This window comes from Cellulomonas sp., from assembly GCF_015234515.1.
Classification (GTDB): Bacteria; Actinomycetota; Actinomycetes; order Actinomycetales; family Cellulomonadaceae; genus Cellulomonas.
Genome location: NZ_JADGMY010000025.1, coordinates 129,687 through 145,716, shown reverse-complemented (window position 1 = coordinate 145,716; position 16,030 = coordinate 129,687). Strand labels below are relative to the sequence as shown.

Genomic DNA, 16,030 nt, shown 5'->3' with positions numbered 1-16,030 from the left:
GGTGGCGGGGGTGACGCCACCCTGGGGTGGCGGGGGTGACGCCACCCTGGGGTGGCGGGGGTGACGCCACCCTGGGGTGGTTACTCCCCCGTCCGGAAGCCGTTGACCTTGTGCGTGCCGTCGCACCACGGGGGTGTGCCGGTCCCGCCGCAGCGGCACAGGGCGACGGTGCGCCGACGCGGGGTGACGGCGTTGCCGTCGGCGTCGACGACCTCGATCGGCCCGCGGACCAGCAGCGGGCCGTCGGGGCACGCCGTGATCCGCACCGGGCCGCGCACGCGGTCGTCGCGGCCGGTCACGCCGCGAGCCCGACCGTGCGACGCAGGCGTCGGGGCGGGGTCGCCGCCGCTCGCAGCCGCGTCCCGGCGTAGGGCACGCCGCCCGCGGCGCGGTACCCGAGCGCGAGCCACGCGCACACCGCGCGCTCCCCCAGCCACACGGGCGCCCACAGCGCGGCGGACGCGGGGTAGGCCCGGGCGCCGTCGCCGCGTCGTCGCCCCACCTCGGCCAGCACGACACTCGCTGCAGCGACGGCCAGCGTCGCCCGCCGGCCGCGACGCCGCACCGCCGCTGCGACGAGCAGCGGCGCCACAGCCAGCTCCACCAGCAGCCGCCCCGGCTGGGCGTGGCTGTCGTAGGCCTGCCTGACGCGCTGTCGCCAGAAGTGCCGGACGGTCGGCGGGACGCGGCGCACCAGCAGGTCCCGCGCGACGCGCTCGCGGCCGCCGCGCGCCCGCACGGTCCGCACCAGCTCGAGGTTCTCGAAGAGCACGTCCGCCGCGTACCCGTGCGGCGGCAGCGCGGCGCGCCGCACGACGAGCGTGCCGGGCCAGTCACCCCCGACCGCGCGGTTCAGGAGCGAGCGGCCGGTGTCCCAGCGGGCGTGCCACGGCGCGGGGTCGAAGACGTTCTGCGGCCGGACCAGGTCGACGTCGTCGAGCAGGCGCAACGCGGCGTCGAGCGTCGCGGGGTCCCACCGGACGTCGTCGTCGGCGACGACGACCCGGGCCTCCCCGGACGCCTCGAGCCCGCGGCGCACCCCGAGCACCTTGCCGTTGCAGCCGGGCCGCGGTGCGGGCGCGTCGACGTGCCGGACGGCGTCGGGCAGGGCACGGGCGTTCGCGGAGCGCACCGCGTCGTGCGACCCGTCCACGACGACGACCGCGAGCTCGCGCACCAGCCCTCGCAGGTACGTCAGCGCCTCGGCACCCAGCGGCGCGTCGCCCCGTACGGGCAGGACGTAGACCGCGTCGGGGTGTCGCACGCTCATGGCAGCCCCACGCGCAGCGACGACTCACCGGCCGCCCACCGGTCCAGCACGTGCCGCGCCCACCAGCCGTCGAGGGCCAGGCACACCGCCGCGCCCCACACCACGTCACCGCCGAGCGTCGGCTCCTGCTCGACGAGCCGCCCCGCCAGGTCCCGTCCCGCGATCTGCTCGTGCACCGCGTCAGCCTCGACGTGCTCGTCGAAGTACTCCGTGACGTCCTGCCCCAGTCCGACGCGCCGCATGCCGTTGCCGTACAGCCGGTTGGGGATTGACGACGTCATCTCGAACGCCGCGAGGTGCCCGACGATCGCGCCGCGCAGGCGACGGTGCAGGCCGAGCATCGACATGACGTTGGGGTGCGCGAGCGTGATCGCCGGGACCTGGTCCACGTAGCGCCCGTACGTGTCGTCCAGGCCCAGGCCCCGCATCGCGCGGGCGAACAGGGCCGCGTGCTGCCGCTCCGGGTCACCCGCGCCGTACTCGTCGGACTGGATCTCCATCAGCGCGACCTTGGGCGCCCCGCCCAGCCGCGGCACCGCCCACGTGTGCGGGTCCGCCTCCTTGAGCTGGTACACCGAGCGGTGCACGAGGAGCTCCTCGAGGTGCTCACGCTGCGCGCGACGGGCGATCCAGCGGGACATGCTGGGGCCGTCGTCGGACGACGTGAGCTCGAACAGCGTCGCGGCCACCGCCGCCGCCGACGTGTCCACGGGGACCGGGACCGTCACGCGCGTCCGCAGCTCCTCCTCGACCGCCCGCTCGAGCGCCGCGCGGGCCGCGAGCACGTCGGGCTGCCACTCCCAGTCGTCGTCGACGCCGTCCAGGCCGCGGTAGTGCAGCTCGTACATGCAGGTCAGCGCGACCTGCACGTCGTCGTGCTCGCACCACGACGCCCCCGGGGACGCGAGCGCGCCGGCCACCGCGGGGTGCAGGACGGCCGGGTCCGCCGCGTGCGTCAGCACGCGCAGCAACGCGTCGCTCAACGGGCCCCGGGGTGCCGGCAGCGGCATCGGCGCCTGCGGACGGGTCGCGACGGGTGCCGGTGACGGCAGCTGGGTGGTCATGGTTCCTCCTGCGCAGGTCAGGCGCCGCTGCCTGGCGCCCGCTCATCGTGACGTGCCGATGCGGGGCCCGCCACCGCAGCAGCGACCACCGCCCCGGCCGCCTCCACGCCGCTGCGGTCAGCGCCCCGCGGAGACCCGCACGGCCGTGTGCGCCAGGCTCGACGGCAGCGGGTCGTGCGCCAGGTGCGGGTGCGTCGCGGGCGACCAGCGCGCCGCGCGCACCAGCGAGGCCAGCAGGTGGGACGTGGTGTGCAGGACGACGTCGCGGCCCGGGCAGACGACCGGCCCTGCGCTGAACGGCACCACCAGCCGACCGCCGGGGTCACGACCCGGCCGGAACGCGTCACCGTCGTCGCCGGGCACCGGCTCGCGGTGCCAGTAGGAGCTGACGAGCACCACGCCGGTGCCGGTCCGCAGCGTCGTGCCACCCCACAGCGTGGACCGCGTGGTCTCGCGCAGGATGACGAGCGTCGTCGGCCAGGCCCGCACGGTCTCCTCCACCACGGCGCGCGTGAGCGGCAGCATGCCGTCCGTGCCCTCCTCGGCGCGGACCTCGTCCTGCAGCGCGGGGCGGGCGGCGAGGACCGCGAGCGCCCGCCACAGCGTGATGCGCGCGGCGTCGAATGCGAACAGCCAGTGCGCGACCTGCGACGTCACCATCGACGAGTCGCCCGCGGCGTCGCGGCCGTGCCCCGCGAGCGACCCGGGTGCCGCGTCGAGGACGTGCTCGTGCAGACGCCGCAGGAACGCGGCGCGGCGACGGGCCGCGACGGGCACGAGGCCCGACCAGTTGGCCCGCATCCGCAGCGCCTGCAGCTCGTCGGTGAGGCGCGCGTCGTGCCGCGCGCCGGGCCCGAGCGCGACCTCACGGACGGTCCCCCACAGCAGGTCGTCGACGTCGTCGAACCCGAGGTCGCCGTGGCGCAGGGCGCGGTCGGCGATCCACGCGGCGTCGGCGGTCAGCGTCTCGCCGAAGTGCGGTGCCGCGCTGTGCACGGGGTGCCCGGTGTCGAGCGCCGCCTCGTTCCACGCGCGGCGCGGCGGGCGGGCGGGCACCGGGCTGATCAGGACGCCGTCGGGCTGGAAGTGGTGCAGCGCGCCGCGCTTCTCCGCCGACGCGGGCGAGAAGGGCTCCGGGGAGCCGGCCAGCACGGCGCGCGCGTCGTCGACGTGCAGCGGCACGAGCAGGTCACGCACGCCCAGGCGGACGAGCACCGGGCGGTCGTCGTACCGGCGGGCCAGCCGGCGCCACGTCCCGACGCCGTGCGCGTCGGCCTGGACGCGGTCGGCCAGCGGCGTCAGGCGCGGGCGCCGCAGGATCGCCCCCTGGGCCACGAGGGGCGCCAGCGCACCGACCGCCCGGGCCGTGTCGGCAGCGCCCAGCGGCACGGCGTCGCGGGGGCTGACGCGGTGAGCGGTCAGTGCGTGCCCTCGTCGGCCGGACCGTCGGACCGGACCGGGGCGTTGCCCTCGTGGTCGTCGGGGAGCGGGTCGGGGTCGACACCGAGCGACGGCAGGTCGGGCTGCTTCTCGTCGAACGTGTCCGGCAGGTTCTCGCTCACGTGTCCTCCCGCGGGTTCAGGTTCGCGGGCTCCGCGTCGGTGTCCGTGTCGGTGTCCGTGTCGCCCGCGGCGGCCGCACCCGTGCGGGGGTTGAGGTTGGCGGGGTCGGCGTCAGGGTCCTGGTCCGGGTCGTAGCCCGTGGTGTCTTCGCTCATGGCGTCCACGGTGGCACCGGGACGCGGGGCGCGCATCCGCACGCTGCTGCCCTCCGGTCCTCAGGGGACCCCGTACCGCCCGTCCCCCAGGCTTCGGTACGTTGAAGGCGCACCACACGCACCGGCCGGGGGGTCCGATGAGCGCCTGTTCGAGCAGCAGCTGCCGGCATGCCACAGGGATCACCTGCGTCTGCCGGTGCGGAGGTGGTCACCATGGCGCCAAGGCGCGCATCGCCTGGGCCGCCGCTCTCGCCGCTGACCGCCCGACACCGCACCAACTCGCCGACGCCGCGCGGGCGCGCGCCGCGCAGGACTGGGCGCTGAGGAACATCAGGCGCCAGGAGGCGACGCTGCCCGCCAGCAGGACGCGGCCGCGACGCGCAGACGCCACCTGGTTCTTCGAAACGGCTCGAACCGTCGACATCGTCTCCAGGCTCGTCGCCGTCCGGTCAGAACGGGAGCAGCTCGACTGGATGGCTGACCAGGTCGATCGAGCCTGCACGACCGTGCTGACGACCGGCTCCGATCGACACCTTCGACTCGCGGACCACTTCTGGTGCGACGTTCTCGCGGCCCTCGCTCACACGCTCACCGAGATCGTGGACGCGGTCGACCAGCTTCCTGCAGAGGTCGCTGAGCTCACCGTCAGGTCGGTGGCCACCATGACGTGGGAGCAAGTGCGCGACTCCCGCAACGTCTCGTTCGGCAACGCGCCGGTGGTCAGAGAGCGGTCGCGGACGTTCCACCGCACTACGCGCCTGGAGAGGGACACCGCGACGGACCTGACCGAGGAGGTCCTCCGGCAGACCACCGAGGCCCTGGCCATGGTGCTCCTGCAAGCCGCGATCGAGGGTGTGCACGTGACGTTCGACGATCTCGTGGTGAAGTTGCGAGTCCTCGCGCTCCTGTTCTGCCCCGATCCGTACTCGCACGCCGCAGTGTGGAACCACTGCGCGGTCCCGCTCATCAACGCGGCGGTCGTCGGTCAGGTGCGCGCACGCCTCGATCGCCTGCTCCCTCTGTTCCGGACCCCGTGGCCGTGACGAGCCCCAGGGACCAGCGGAGCAGTCGAGTCGTCCCCGGGACGGATTCCGTCCGCCGCGCTCCGCAGGGGATGCTGGGGGCGTGCACCTCGGCATCCCCAGCCCCGACCTCGCGTGGTCCGGCATCTCCCTCGGCCCCCTGACGCTCCACACCTACGCGCTGTGCCTGCTCACCGGCATGGCGGCAGCGGTGTGGCTGACGTCCCGGCGCCTGACCGCACGCGGTGGGCCGGAGGGTGCGGTCGTCGACATCGCGATCTGGGCTATCCCGTGCGGGATCGTCGGCGCGCGGATCTACCACGTGCTCACGCACTGGGGCGACTACGTCGGGCCCGGCAAGGACCTCCTCGAGATCCTGTACGTCTGGAACGGCGGCATCGCGATCCTCGGGTCCCTGATCGGCGGGACGATCGGTGCGGCGATCGGGTGCCGACGGGTCGGCGTCCGGCTGCTGTCGTTCGCCGACGCGCTCGCGCCCGCCATGCTCCTGGCGCAGGCGATCGGACGCCTCGGCAACTGGTTCAACCACGAGCTGTTCGGCAGCCCCACGACGCTGCCGTGGGGTCTGGAGATCCCCGCGAGCAACGGCGCGTTCCCTCCCGGCCTGCCCCCGGACACCCTCTTTCACCCGCTGTTCCTCTACGAGATGCTGTGGAACCTGCTGGGCATCGCGGTGATCCTGCTGCTGGAGCGGCGCGTCGCGCTGCGCTGGGGCACCGCCTTCGGCGTCTACCTGATCTGGTACGGGGCTGCGCGCGTGTGGCTGGAGCTGCTGCGCATCGACCCGTCGAGCGTCACGCCCCTGGGGCTGCCCGCGAACGTGTGGGGCGCGCTGGCGGCGGTCGCGACGGGCGTGACGCTCATCGTCGTCCAGCGGCGACGGCACCCCGAGCCGGAGACGTCGGTGATGGTGGACGGGTGGACGACGGCGGACGCCTCGGCAGAGACGACGGCGACGGAGACGACGACGGAGACGGAGACGGACGAGTCGACGGTCGACGAGGCCGCGGTCGACGGGTCGACGAGGGCGGACGGCCGCCCCTGACCGTGCGGGCTCACGCCTCCGCGTGCCGGTCCATGCGCAGCGTCGCGACGAGGTCCTCGTGAGGCGCACGGCGTGCAGCGCCAGCAGGTCGGGGGGTGACACCACCGGTGGACCACCCCGACGTCGGCCGCCACGAGACCGTGAAGCGTTGCTGCCGGATTCCGGCAGCAACGCTTCACACTCTGCGGTCTCTGCGGTCCGCGGCGGGTGGCGTCAGATCGCGGCGCCTGCGGCGTAGCCGGCGTGGACCGCGTCGCCGACCTTCGAGGGCTGCACGCAGTCACCCACGACGTACGTGGCCGGGCCGTCCGCGAGCGCGTCGGGCAGCGCACGGTCCGGGCGGACGCCGAACGCGAGCAGAGCCGTGTCGGCGGCCAGCTCGACCGGCCCGTCCGGCCCCTCGCACACGACCACGTCGTCACGGATCTGCGTGACACGGTGCCCGGTGAGCACGCGCGCACCGACCTCCGCCAGCCGTCGCAGCAGCGCGACGCGGTTGTGCACCACCATGTCGGCGGCGATCTGCGGGTCGGCCTCGACGATCGTCACGTCGTGCCCGGCGAGCGCCAGCTCGAGGGCCGCGTCGGCACCGGACAGGCCGCCGCCGCACACCACGACCCGCGGGCCGACGTGCGCACCGCGGTGGAAGTCGAGCACCTGGACCGCGGTCAGCCCGTCCGCACCGGGCACGGGCGGCGCCCACGGCGTCGACCCGGTCGCGACGACGACGGCGTCGGCGCCGGCGACCTCGGGAGCGTCCGCGGCGACCTCGTGGTCGAGGTGGATCCGCACCCCCAGGCGCGCCATCTCGACCTCCCACCAGTCGACCATCCGGTGCAGCTCACGCTTGAACTCCGGGGTGGCGGCGGGCTCCAGGACGCCGCCGAGCCGCGTCCCGCGCTCGTAGAGGTCGACCGTGTGCCCGCGCTCGGCCGCGACGCGCGCGGCCTCCAGCCCGGCGGGCCCTCCCCCGACGACGGTCACCTTGCGGACCACCGGCGTCGGCAGCAGCACGCGGGTCGCCTCGTGCGCGGCCTGCGGGTTGACGGAGCAGCCGAGCGCCTTGCCGGCCACGACGTTGCCGATGCACATCTCGTTGCAGCGGATGCAGGGGCGCACCTGCTCGGGCCGGCCCTCGGCGACCTTGCGGACGAGGTCCGGGTCGGCGATGACCATGCGGCCGAACCCGACGAAGTCCGCGGTGCCGTCGACGAGCGCCTGCTCGGCGAGGTCGGGCGTGAGGTTGCCGTTGACCGCGACGGGGATGCGCAGCACCGGCTTCACGACCTCGGCGTCGGGCAGGTACACGCCGTCGCCCATGTAGTACGACGGGAAGGAGTAGTCGATGGCCTCGTACGAGCCCGCGTCGACGAGCAGCACGTCGAGGCCCGCGTCCTGCAGGATGACGGCGAGCTCGCGCGCCTCCTCGGGGGTGCGCCCGCCGGGGAACCCCTGCCGGACGCTGATGCGCATGGACAGCGGGAAGTCGGCGCCGCCCTCCTCGCGCACGATGCGGATCATCTCGGTGGCGAACGTCGCCCGCCCGCGCACGTCGCCGCCGAACCGGTCGGTGCGGGTGTTCCACGCGGCGGCCAGGAACTGGTCCGTCAGGTAGCCCGTGTGGCCGTGCAGGTCGATGGCGTCGAACCCGCACTCCAGCGCGCGGCGGGTGGCGGCACGGAACCGGTCGAGGACGTCCTCGACCTGCTCGGTGCTCAGCGCGCGGCAGCGGACGCCCGGGTCCATGAGGGTGGGGCAGTCGGACGCCGAGTACGGCGCGCCGCCGTCGGGGCCGGCGGGCATGATCCGTCCGAGCCCCGGGGTGAGGTTGGCGCTGACGAGGCCGCCGGCGCGGTGGACCTCGGCGACGGCGTCGCGCAGCGGTGCGACGTGCCGGTCGTGGGTGAGGCTGATGGTGGAGCCGGTCGGCAGGTCGTAGACGTCCTGGGTCTGGATCGACTCGGTGATGAGCAGGCCGACCCCGCCGCGTGCCCGTGCGACGAGGTACGCGACGCCGGCGGGCGAGATGGTGCCGTCGGCGTTCGCGGTGTGGGTGCCCATCGGGGGCATGAAGGTCCGGTTGGGCAGCTGGAGGGAGCCCCAGCGGGCGGGCTCCATCATGCGGGGGTGGCGGGTCACGGCGCTCCGATCGAGGAAGGTCAGCGAAACGGACACCTGCGTCCGTTTCTGCCTGCGAGTCTCCCGTCGCGCTGCACCGACCCCGCGGGGCGAACGTCCTAGACTCCCCGGGGTGACCACCGCGCGCCGTGACGCCGCGCGCAACCGCGCCGCCGTCGTGGCCGCTGCCGAACGCGTCTTCGCCTCCCAGGGGCTCGACGCCCCGCTGTCCGTGGTCGCCCGCGAGGCCGGCGTCGGGCGGGCCACCGTGTACCGCCACTTCCCCGACCGCTACGCGCTGGCCGCCGGTCTGTACGGGCAGCACCTCGACGACGCCGAGCGGCTCGCGCGGGAGCGCGCCGGGCAGCCGGGCACGTTCGAGGTCGTCGTGCGGCGCATCGCCGAGGGCCAGCGCCGGCTCGCCGGCCTGTTCCCCCTCATGCGCTCGGCACCCGACGCCGCGGGCACCCTGCAGGGGCTCGGCGAGCGCATCAGCAGCATCGTCACCGGCCCGCTCGCCGACGCCGTCGCGCTCGGCGAGGTCGCACCCGACGTCACGGTCGCCGACGTGCACCTCGTCCTCACCATGGTGGAGGGCCTGCTCACGTCGCACGACGACGACGTGCGGGAGGCCGCCCTCGACCGCGGGCTGACGATCGCGCTGGCGGGGCTGCGACCCTGAGGCCGGCTGCCACACCTGTTCATCCGGACGGCGAGGCGGCAGATGCGACGGAGCGACGGCTCGGCCCGGCCGTCGAAGCGTTTCACCGGTGGACCGGCAGGCCCGCGTGCGTACTCTCGACGAGCACGTTGTGAACGTTCACGGCGGGGCCTCCAGCCCTCCGCACCGGATCCTCGGCCGACTCCCCTGCGCGGGGTCGGGCGCCCCGCCGTGACGCCCCCCGGCGGACACCGACGTCCGCCGGGTCGGTCCGGCCCGCACGCGGGCCACGTCCGCGAGGAGACCTCCGTGTCCCGCAGCCGTCCACGCTCCAGGCTCCACACGCTCGCGCTCGCCCTCGTCCTGCTGGTGTCGCCCGTCGTGTGCCTCGCCGCACCCGCCGCCGCGGCACCCGCCCCCACCGTGGACGAGCCCGCGCCCCTGCCACCGCTCGGCTGGAACAGCTGGAACACCTTCTACTGCAACATCAACGAGCAGATGATCCGCCAGGCGGCGGACGCGATGGTCAGCTCCGGCATGGCCGCCGCGGGTTACCAGTACGTCGTCGTCGACGACTGCTGGATGCAGGACACCCGCGGCCCCGACGGCAACCTGCGCCCCAACACCTCGCGCTTCCCGTCCGGCATGAAGGCCCTCGGCGACTACATCCACGGCAAGGGCCTGAAGTTCGGTCTCTACCACGCCCCGCGCGAGAAGACGTGCGACCAGTACTTCAACAACCGCCCCGGCACGTCGTCCAACGGCAACGAGACGCGTGACGCGCAGCTCTTCGCGTCGTGGGGCGTCGACTACGTCAAGCACGACTGGTGCGACCCGCGCGGCAACGTGCAGGAGCAGGTGACGCTGTTCAAGCGGTTCGGCGACGCGCTCAAGGCGACCGGCCGCCCGATCGTCTACTCGATCAACCCCAACAGCGCGCACGACAACACCGCCCCGACGTACTCCGGCTGGGGCGGGTTCGCCGACATGTGGCGCACGTCCGAGGACCTCAAGGACGCGTGGTCGACCGGCTGCCCGCCGTCGGACCAGTGGTGCTTCGTCGGCATCACCGAGGCCCTCGACATCATCGAGCCGATGCGCGAGTGGACGCGCCCGGGGCAGTACAACGACCCGGACATGCTCATGGTCGGCGTCCGCAACACGCTGTCCCTCACCGAGAACCGCGCGCACATGAGCATGTGGGCGATGCTCTCGGCGCCGCTCATCGCGGGCAACGACATCCGGAACATGAGCGCCGACGTCCGCAACGTCCTGACCAACCGCGACGTGCTCGCGATCGACCAGGACCCGCTCGTGCGCCAGGCCGACCGCGTGCGCGACGACGGCGACGCCGAGGTCTGGGTCAAGCCGCTCGCCGACGGGTCCGCGGCCGTGGCGCTGCTCAACCGCGGCAACAGCGCGCGCAGCATCTCCGCGACGCTCGCCGAGGCAGGCCTGACGGGCACCGCGTCGTACCGCGAGCTGTGGACCGGCGCGTCGGGCCAGACGTCCGACCGGATCACCGCGACGGTCCCCGCGCACGGCGTCGCGCTCTACCGCGTCACGCCCGGCACGACGACCCCGCCGCCGACCGACCCGCCGCCGACCAGCTCGACGTCGATGCTGGTCAGCGCCGCGTCCGGCCGCTGCCTCGACGCACCGAACGGTGCGACGGCCAACGGCACCAAGCCGGTGATCTGGGACTGCAACGGCGGGTCCAACCAGCGCTGGGAGGTCAGCGGCGCCCAGCTGCGCGTGCTGGGTCGCTGCCTGGACGCCCCGACCGGGGCCGCCGCCGGCACGGCCGTGCAGCTCTACGACTGCCACGGCGGCACCAACCAGCAGTGGACGCTGGAGCCCAACGGCACGATCCGGGGGGTCGCGTCGGGCTTGTGCCTGGACGTCGACCGCAACCTCACCGCCAACGGCACCGGCGTGCTGCTCTGGCACTGCGCCGGCTCCGCCAACCAGGTCTGGAGCCGGCGATGAGCCGGCGGTGGCGGGTCGCCGCGCTGGCGGCGGCGGCCCTGCTCGCGCCCGTCGCCCTCGCCGTCCCGGCGCAGGCCGACAACCCGATCGTCCAGACGATCTACACGGCCGACCCGGCCCCGCTCGTGCACGACGGGCGGCTCTACGTCTACACGACCCACGACGAGGACGGCTCGACCTGGTTCACGATGAAGGACTGGCGGGTCTACTCGACGACCGACATGGCGAACTGGACCGACCACGGCTCCCCCATGAGCCTGGCGACGTTCTCGTGGGCGCAGTCCGACGCCTGGGCCGGCCAGGTGGTCGAACGCGACGGGCGGTTCTACTTCTACGTGCCGGTCGTCAAGCGCGGCGGCGGCAACGCCATCGGCGTCGGGGTGTCCGACAGCCCCACCGGGCCGTTCCGCGACGCGATCGGCCGACCGCTGGTCGACAACGCCGAGATCGACCCGAGCGTGATGGTCGACGACGACGGGCAGGCGTACCTCTACTACGGCAACCCGAACCTGTGGGTGGCACGGCTCAACCGCGACATGGTGTCGCTGGCCGGCAGCCCCGCCCGGATCCCGCTCACCACCGCGGGGTTCGGCACCCGCCCGGGCAACGTCGCGAACCGGCCCACCCTCTACGAGGAGGGCCCGTGGGTCTACCAGCGCAACGGCACGTACTACAACGTCTTCGCGGCGGCGTGCTGCAGCGAGTTCATCGGCTACTCGACGGCACCCGGGCCGACCGGTCCGTGGACGTACCGCGGCGTCGTCATGCCCACGCAGGGCGGCAGCTTCACCAACCATCCCGGCGTCGTCGACTACCGCGGCAGGTCGTACTTCTTCTACCACAACGGTGCGCTGCCGGGCGGGGGCGGGTTCACGCGGTCGGTGGCCGTCGAGCCGTTCACGTACGGCGGCGACGGGTCCATCCCGCAGCTGTCGATGACGACCGCCGGCCCACCGCAGATCGAGCCGCTCGACCCGTATGTCACCCAGCAGGCGGAGACGACGGCCTGGGCGAGCGGCGTGGAGACGGAGCGGGCCACCGAGGGCGGGCTCAACCTCGCGTTCGTCAGCAACGGCGACTGGGTGCGGGTCAAGGGCGTCGCGTTCGGCGGCGGGGCTGCGACGTTCAGCGCCCGTGTCGCGTCGGCGACGAGCGGTGGACGCATCGAGGTGCGGCTGGACAGCGCCAGCGGGCCGGTGGTCGGCACGTGCACCGTGCCCGGCACCGGTGGGTGGCAGACGTGGACGACGACGACGTGCCCCGTCAGCGGCGCGACCGGGACCCGGGACCTGGTGCTGCGGTTCGCGGGCGGCAGCGGGGAGCTGTTCAACGTCACCAGCTGGCAGTTCACGCGTGGCGGCGGGACGACACCGACCCCCACGCCGACGTCGTCGTCGGGCGCCGACGTGCGCGTCGTCAACCGCGCCAGCGGCAAGGTGATGGACGTGCAGGCCCCCCACCGCGACGACCTCGCGGTCGTGGGCCAGTGGACGAGCAACGGCCAGCCGTGGCAGCGGTGGCAGGTCGTCGACGCGGGCGGCGGGTACGTGTCGCTGCGGTCGGTGAACAGCGGCAAGTGCCTCGACGTCAGCGGGGCGTCCACGGGCGACGGGGCACGGATCATCCAGTACACGTGCCACGGTCGCGCCAACCAGCAGTTCTCGTGGCGGTCCACGGGCGACGGCTACGACCAGCTGGTGAACCGCGGCAGCGGACGGTGCGTGGGCGTGGTGGGCGGCTCGACGGCCGACGGCGCGGCCCTGGAGCAGCGCACGTGCACGTCGGCGACGACGTTCCAGTGGAGCCGAGCCTCCTGAGGGGTCCACCCCTCGGGCACCTCGACGACGAACCCACCCTTCGGCGGCTTCCGGACCTCCGGGAGCCGCCGAAGGCGCGGTTCGGCGGGGGCGGCGGGGGCGGCGGGGGCTGTGGGGGGCGGTGGGGCGCCGGATCGGCTACCTCGGCGTCGTGCCTCTGCCAGAATCGCACCACCGCGCGAGGAGGCACCATGGGCGACACCCGGAGCCGCGACCCGACCGACCGACCCGGGTCGACGACGATCACACCGCCCGGCAGCGCGCCGGACCGGCGGCGGCCGTCGTCCGGCGTCGTCGCCGCCGTCTGCCTCACCTTCGGGACCTTCCTGACGGGCGCGTTGTTCCTCCAGTTCTTCGCCACCAGCTTCTCGTTGGTGGTACCGGCGGGCCCGCCGACGCGGGGTGAGATCGTCGGGTGGGAGGTCACCGCGGTGGCCTGCCTCGCCCTCCTCGTGGCCGGCACCGTCGCCGCCCACCTGGGCGACCGCCTCTACCGCGTGTTCCTGGCACTTCCGCTGCTCGCGCTGGGTGTCCTGATGGTGTTCCTGCTCCCCGTGCCCGGCGACCGGTGGGAACGGGAGGCGCCCGTGACGGACAGCACGACCCGCGGCCCCGTCTGCCGCAGCAGAGGCGACAGCGACGACTGCCCCGGCGGGTAGCGCCCGCCACGCAGCCGCAGTGCTCATCGACGTCCGCGGGAGGCCGATGGGTGGGGTGTGACACCCGCCCCGGACGACCACTCCGCGGCGCTCACGTGCCTCCTGCGCGAGCGCGACGTCACCGTGCTGTTCCACCCGGTGGTCGAGCTCGCGACGGGCACGGTCGTCGCTCTCAAGGCGTCCGCGCGCGGCCCGGAGGACTCACCGCTGCACCTGCCGGCGGACCTCTTCGCCGCCGCGGCGGTCGAGGGGCTCACCGGCGAGCTCGACTGGGTGTGCCGCGCGGCGGCGTTCCGCGCCTTCCTCGCGGCCGACCTGCCACCGTCGATGTCGCTGATCGTCGGGACGGAGCCCGAGTCGCTCGCCGTCCCGTGCCCGCCCGACCTGCTGGAGACCGTCTCGATCGCCGAGTCGCGGTTGCGGGTCTTCGTCGGCATCAACGAGCGCGAGCTCGCGCAGGACCCCGGCGGGCTGCTCGCCGCCGCCGACCGCGCGATCGACGCCGGGTGGGGCATCGCCGTCGAGGACGTCGGCGCGGGCCGCGCACCGCTCGCGCTGCTGCCCGTCGTCGGGGCCGACCTGATCGTCCTCGACCGGCGGCTGCTCGCGCAGCGCAGCGAGGACGACGCCGCGGCGATCACGCTGGCCGTGCTCCAGCAGGTGGAGCTGACGGGTGCTGCGCTGCTCGTCGAGGGCCTGGAGAGCGACGACGACGTCGCGTGGGCGCGGGCGCTCGGTGCGTCGTACGGCAGGGGCGCGTTCCTCGGCCCCGCGGCGGCCGTCCCGCCGGACCTGCCCGCACCCCGGGCCGTCCTGCCGATGCTCGCCCGCACGGACGCCGACGCGCCGCTCGGGTCCCCGTTCGAGCTCGTCGCCGGCACCCCGGGCCGGTCGGTCTCGGAGGCGCACCTCGTCCGGCTCATGCAGGCCGTGTACCGCGCCGCGCTGACGCCGGGCACCGCACCGGTGATCCTGGCCGGCGGCGGACGCAGCGACCGTCCGGACGAGTCGTCGGCCGAGGGCTACCCGGCACCGGCGACCACACCGCTGCTCACCGTGCTGTTCGGCACCGGCCTGCCGCCCGACCCCCTGCCGGGCCTGCGCGGCGTCCGCGTGCGGTACGGCGACCCCCTCGCCCACGAGCGGTTCCTCGTCGTGCTCAGCGAGACGGGCGCGTTCGCGGTGCTCGCGCGGTCCGACCGCGCCCACCCGGGCCGTCAGGTCGAGACGGTCGTCACGCAGGACCCCGAACTCGTGCACGCGATGGCGCGGCGGCTGATCCGGCGGATCCCGCCCGCGGGCGGTTCGAACGAGGCGCTGCCCGGGCCGGGCGCGCTCGGTGCACCGGCGGCGGTGGTCGCCGACGACCACCCGTCCGACACGGACACCGCACCGGAGCGCACGGGCTGGCGCGCGAAGCTGGGTCTGCGCGCGTAGCCGACGACGGTACGGCGGTGTCGGGGGGTGGTCGTACGGTGACGAGGACACCACGCAGAGAGGTGGCCCGCGTGACCGAAGACAGCAGCCCCGTCGTCCCCGGGGTGATCCCGGCCGAGTCGTTGCGCCTGCCCGGTGGCCGCACCCTGCGGTTCGAGAGGCAGCATCACGGCTCGGGCGTCAGCTTCTTCCTCGTCACCAACAACCCCGGCGAAGGGCCGGGCCTGCACCGGCACCCGTACACCGAGACCTGGTCCGTCCTCGAGGGGCAGGCGACGATCCGGATGGGCGAGCACGAGGTCGTCGCCGGCGTCGGCGACACCACCGTCGTCCCGCCCGACACCTGGCACGCCTTCACCAACACCGGCGAGGGCGACCTGCGGATGATCTGCATCCACGCCTCCCCGGTGATGATCCAGGAGGACGCGGAGGACGGCGGGCGCTGACCCGAGGCCACGGCAACCGCGCGAGGGACCCCGACGGTGAAGCGTGAACCTCGTGGCGGCACCGCGTCAGCGACGCGTCGGGGCGACGATGCGGACCAGGTGCGCGAAGGGCCGGAAGTCGTCGAGGTTCGCGGTCAGGACGGTGGCGCCGTGCCGGTGCGCCTGCGACGCGATGAGCGCGTCCTTCCCGCGGACCTTGGCGCCGGACGCCCGCGCCGTCGAGGCGACAACGCCGTACGAACGCGTGCACTCGACGTCGAACGGCAGCCAGTCGAACAGACCGTCGAGCTCGTTGAGGCGCCGGGTGCGTGCCGCCGTGTCCTCCGCGGTGCGTGCAGCCCGGACCCCGAACTCCAGCTCCGCACGCGAGAGGATGCTCGCGGAGTAGTCGTCGTCGGGGTCGAGCGCATACAGGTGCAGGTCGATCAGGACGTTCGTGTCGAGCAGGATCACGCGCGCGGCTCCCACGGGTCCGCGATCTCGTCGTCCTCGCCGAGGGACGCGAGGTCATGGTGAAGCCGTTCCCGCGCCGGGTCGTCGATCGGTGCGAGCCTCACCAGCTCGACGCCTCGCACCCATTGCCGGGGGCCGGTGGTGGTCGGCACCAGCGCGACCCCGGTCGGGTGTCCGTGCGTCGTGACCTCGACGGCCTCACCTGTCTCGAGGACCCGCCGCACGACGGCGTGGGGGTTCTGCTTCAGCTCTCGCGTCCCGACCGTGGCCATGCCACGACGGTAGCCCGGGTGTAGACGCGCGTCTACACC

Annotated in this window: 17 protein-coding genes; 8 read left to right on the top strand and 9 right to left on the bottom strand. The window is 74.2% G+C overall.

The genetic code is table 11. The features are described 5' to 3' along the window. Positions 1–80: 80 nt before the first annotated feature. The 6 genes from IR158_RS12950 to IR158_RS12925 all read right to left on the bottom strand — a co-directional run bounded on the left by IR158_RS12950 (position 81) and on the right by IR158_RS12925 (position 4,051). Positions 81–299 carry a CDGSH iron-sulfur domain-containing protein gene (locus IR158_RS12950; RefSeq protein WP_291813655.1) on the bottom strand — a complete coding sequence of 73 codons (219 nt, stop codon included), beginning with the start codon at positions 297–299 and terminating at the stop codon, positions 81–83. Then, complete coding sequence (locus IR158_RS12945; protein ID WP_291813653.1) at positions 296–1,270, bottom strand: glycosyltransferase; 975 nt, start codon at positions 1,268–1,270, stop codon at positions 296–298. Before IR158_RS12945 ends, IR158_RS12950 begins: the two co-directional genes overlap by 4 nt. Then, on the bottom strand, positions 1,267–2,334 hold the full coding sequence (locus tag IR158_RS12940) for an iron-containing redox enzyme family protein (RefSeq protein ID WP_291813652.1): 1,068 nt from the start codon (positions 2,332–2,334) through the stop codon (positions 1,267–1,269). The genes IR158_RS12945 and IR158_RS12940 overlap by 4 nt, the downstream gene beginning before the upstream one ends. Before the next feature lie 117 nt (positions 2,335–2,451). Continuing rightward, on the bottom strand, positions 2,452–3,723 hold the full coding sequence (locus IR158_RS12935) for a cytochrome P450 (RefSeq protein ID WP_291813650.1): 1,272 nt from the start codon (positions 3,721–3,723) through the stop codon (positions 2,452–2,454). Positions 3,724–3,752: 29 nt separating this feature from the next. After that, positions 3,753–3,896, bottom strand: coding sequence for a chromosome partitioning protein (locus IR158_RS12930; protein ID WP_291813649.1), 144 nt, complete (start codon positions 3,894–3,896; stop codon positions 3,753–3,755). Then, positions 3,893–4,051 carry a hypothetical protein gene (locus IR158_RS12925; protein WP_291813648.1) on the bottom strand — a complete coding sequence of 53 codons (159 nt, stop codon included), beginning with the start codon at positions 4,049–4,051 and terminating at the stop codon, positions 3,893–3,895. The genes IR158_RS12930 and IR158_RS12925 overlap by 4 nt, the downstream gene beginning before the upstream one ends. Positions 4,052–4,188: 137 nt before the next feature. Here IR158_RS12925 and IR158_RS12920 point away from each other — a divergent pair, with 137 nt between their 5' ends. Both IR158_RS12920 and lgt read left to right on the top strand, forming a co-directional pair. Then, positions 4,189–5,094, top strand: coding sequence for a hypothetical protein (locus IR158_RS12920; protein ID WP_291813647.1), 906 nt, complete (start codon positions 4,189–4,191; stop codon positions 5,092–5,094). A gap of 82 nt (positions 5,095–5,176) precedes the next feature. Further along, complete coding sequence (gene lgt, locus IR158_RS12915) at positions 5,177–6,139, top strand: prolipoprotein diacylglyceryl transferase (protein ID WP_291813645.1); 963 nt, start codon at positions 5,177–5,179, stop codon at positions 6,137–6,139. 213 nt (positions 6,140–6,352) lie between these two features. On the opposite strand, the gene IR158_RS12910 is transcribed toward lgt, so the two are convergent. Beyond that, positions 6,353–8,278 (bottom strand): FAD-dependent oxidoreductase, encoded by a 1,926-nt coding sequence (locus tag IR158_RS12910; RefSeq protein WP_291813644.1) that lies wholly within the window; start codon positions 8,276–8,278, stop codon positions 6,353–6,355. A gap of 112 nt (positions 8,279–8,390) precedes the next feature. Here IR158_RS12910 and IR158_RS12905 point away from each other — a divergent pair, with 112 nt between their 5' ends. From IR158_RS12905 to IR158_RS12880, 6 genes are all read left to right on the top strand, one after another. After that, positions 8,391–8,939: a TetR/AcrR family transcriptional regulator gene (locus tag IR158_RS12905; protein WP_291813642.1), complete on the top strand. Its 549-nt coding sequence runs from the start codon at positions 8,391–8,393 to the stop codon at positions 8,937–8,939. A 288-nt stretch (positions 8,940–9,227) separates the two neighbouring features. Beyond that, the gene (locus IR158_RS12900) at positions 9,228–10,907 is read left to right on the top strand and encodes a ricin-type beta-trefoil lectin domain protein (RefSeq protein ID WP_291813640.1); all 1,680 of its coding nucleotides are present in this window, start codon (positions 9,228–9,230) and stop codon (positions 10,905–10,907) included. Continuing rightward, a complete protein-coding gene (locus IR158_RS12895) occupies positions 10,904–12,724 on the top strand; it encodes a family 43 glycosylhydrolase (protein WP_291813638.1) in 1,821 nt (606 codons plus the stop codon). Before IR158_RS12900 ends, IR158_RS12895 begins: the two co-directional genes overlap by 4 nt. A 191-nt stretch (positions 12,725–12,915) precedes the next feature. Next, the gene (locus IR158_RS12890) at positions 12,916–13,383 is read left to right on the top strand and encodes a hypothetical protein (protein ID WP_291813636.1); all 468 of its coding nucleotides are present in this window, start codon (positions 12,916–12,918) and stop codon (positions 13,381–13,383) included. A gap of 57 nt (positions 13,384–13,440) precedes the next feature. Continuing rightward, positions 13,441–14,820 (top strand): EAL domain-containing protein, encoded by a 1,380-nt coding sequence (locus IR158_RS12885; protein WP_291813634.1) that lies wholly within the window; start codon positions 13,441–13,443, stop codon positions 14,818–14,820. Positions 14,821–14,891: 71 nt separating this feature from the next. Then, positions 14,892–15,266, top strand: a complete 375-nt coding sequence (locus IR158_RS12880; RefSeq protein WP_291813632.1) for a cupin domain-containing protein — start codon at positions 14,892–14,894, stop codon at positions 15,264–15,266. Positions 15,267–15,332: 66 nt separating this feature from the next. Here the strand turns inward: IR158_RS12880 and IR158_RS12875 are convergent, their stop codons facing one another. Together IR158_RS12875 and IR158_RS12870 are read right to left on the bottom strand one after the other, a co-directional pair. Beyond that, positions 15,333–15,719, bottom strand: coding sequence for a PIN domain-containing protein (locus IR158_RS12875; RefSeq protein WP_291813630.1), 387 nt, complete (start codon positions 15,717–15,719; stop codon positions 15,333–15,335). After that, entirely contained in the window at positions 15,716–15,991 is a 276-nt protein-coding gene (locus IR158_RS12870; protein WP_291813629.1) for a hypothetical protein, read from the bottom strand. Before IR158_RS12870 ends, IR158_RS12875 begins: the two co-directional genes overlap by 4 nt. Positions 15,992–16,030: the final 39 nt, after the last annotated feature.

Bases quoted from the DNA above. Each gene is read 5' to 3' on its own strand.
- IR158_RS12945 (WP_291813653.1), bottom strand. From the start codon at position 1,270: ATGAGCGTGCGACACCCCGACGCGGTCTACGTCCTGCCCGTACGGGGC.
- IR158_RS12940 (WP_291813652.1), bottom strand. From the start codon at position 2,334: ATGACCACCCAGCTGCCGTCACCGGCACCCGTCGCGACCCGTCCGCAG.
- IR158_RS12925 (WP_291813648.1), bottom strand. From the start codon at position 4,051: ATGAGCGAAGACACCACGGGCTACGACCCGGACCAGGACCCTGACGCC.
- IR158_RS12920 (WP_291813647.1), top strand. From the start codon at position 4,189: ATGAGCGCCTGTTCGAGCAGCAGCTGCCGGCATGCCACAGGGATCACC.
- IR158_RS12895 (WP_291813638.1), top strand. From the start codon at position 10,904: ATGAGCCGGCGGTGGCGGGTCGCCGCGCTGGCGGCGGCGGCCCTGCTC.
- IR158_RS12890 (WP_291813636.1), top strand. From the start codon at position 12,916: ATGGGCGACACCCGGAGCCGCGACCCGACCGACCGACCCGGGTCGACG.
- IR158_RS12870 (WP_291813629.1), bottom strand. From the start codon at position 15,991: ATGGCCACGGTCGGGACGCGAGAGCTGAAGCAGAACCCCCACGCCGTC.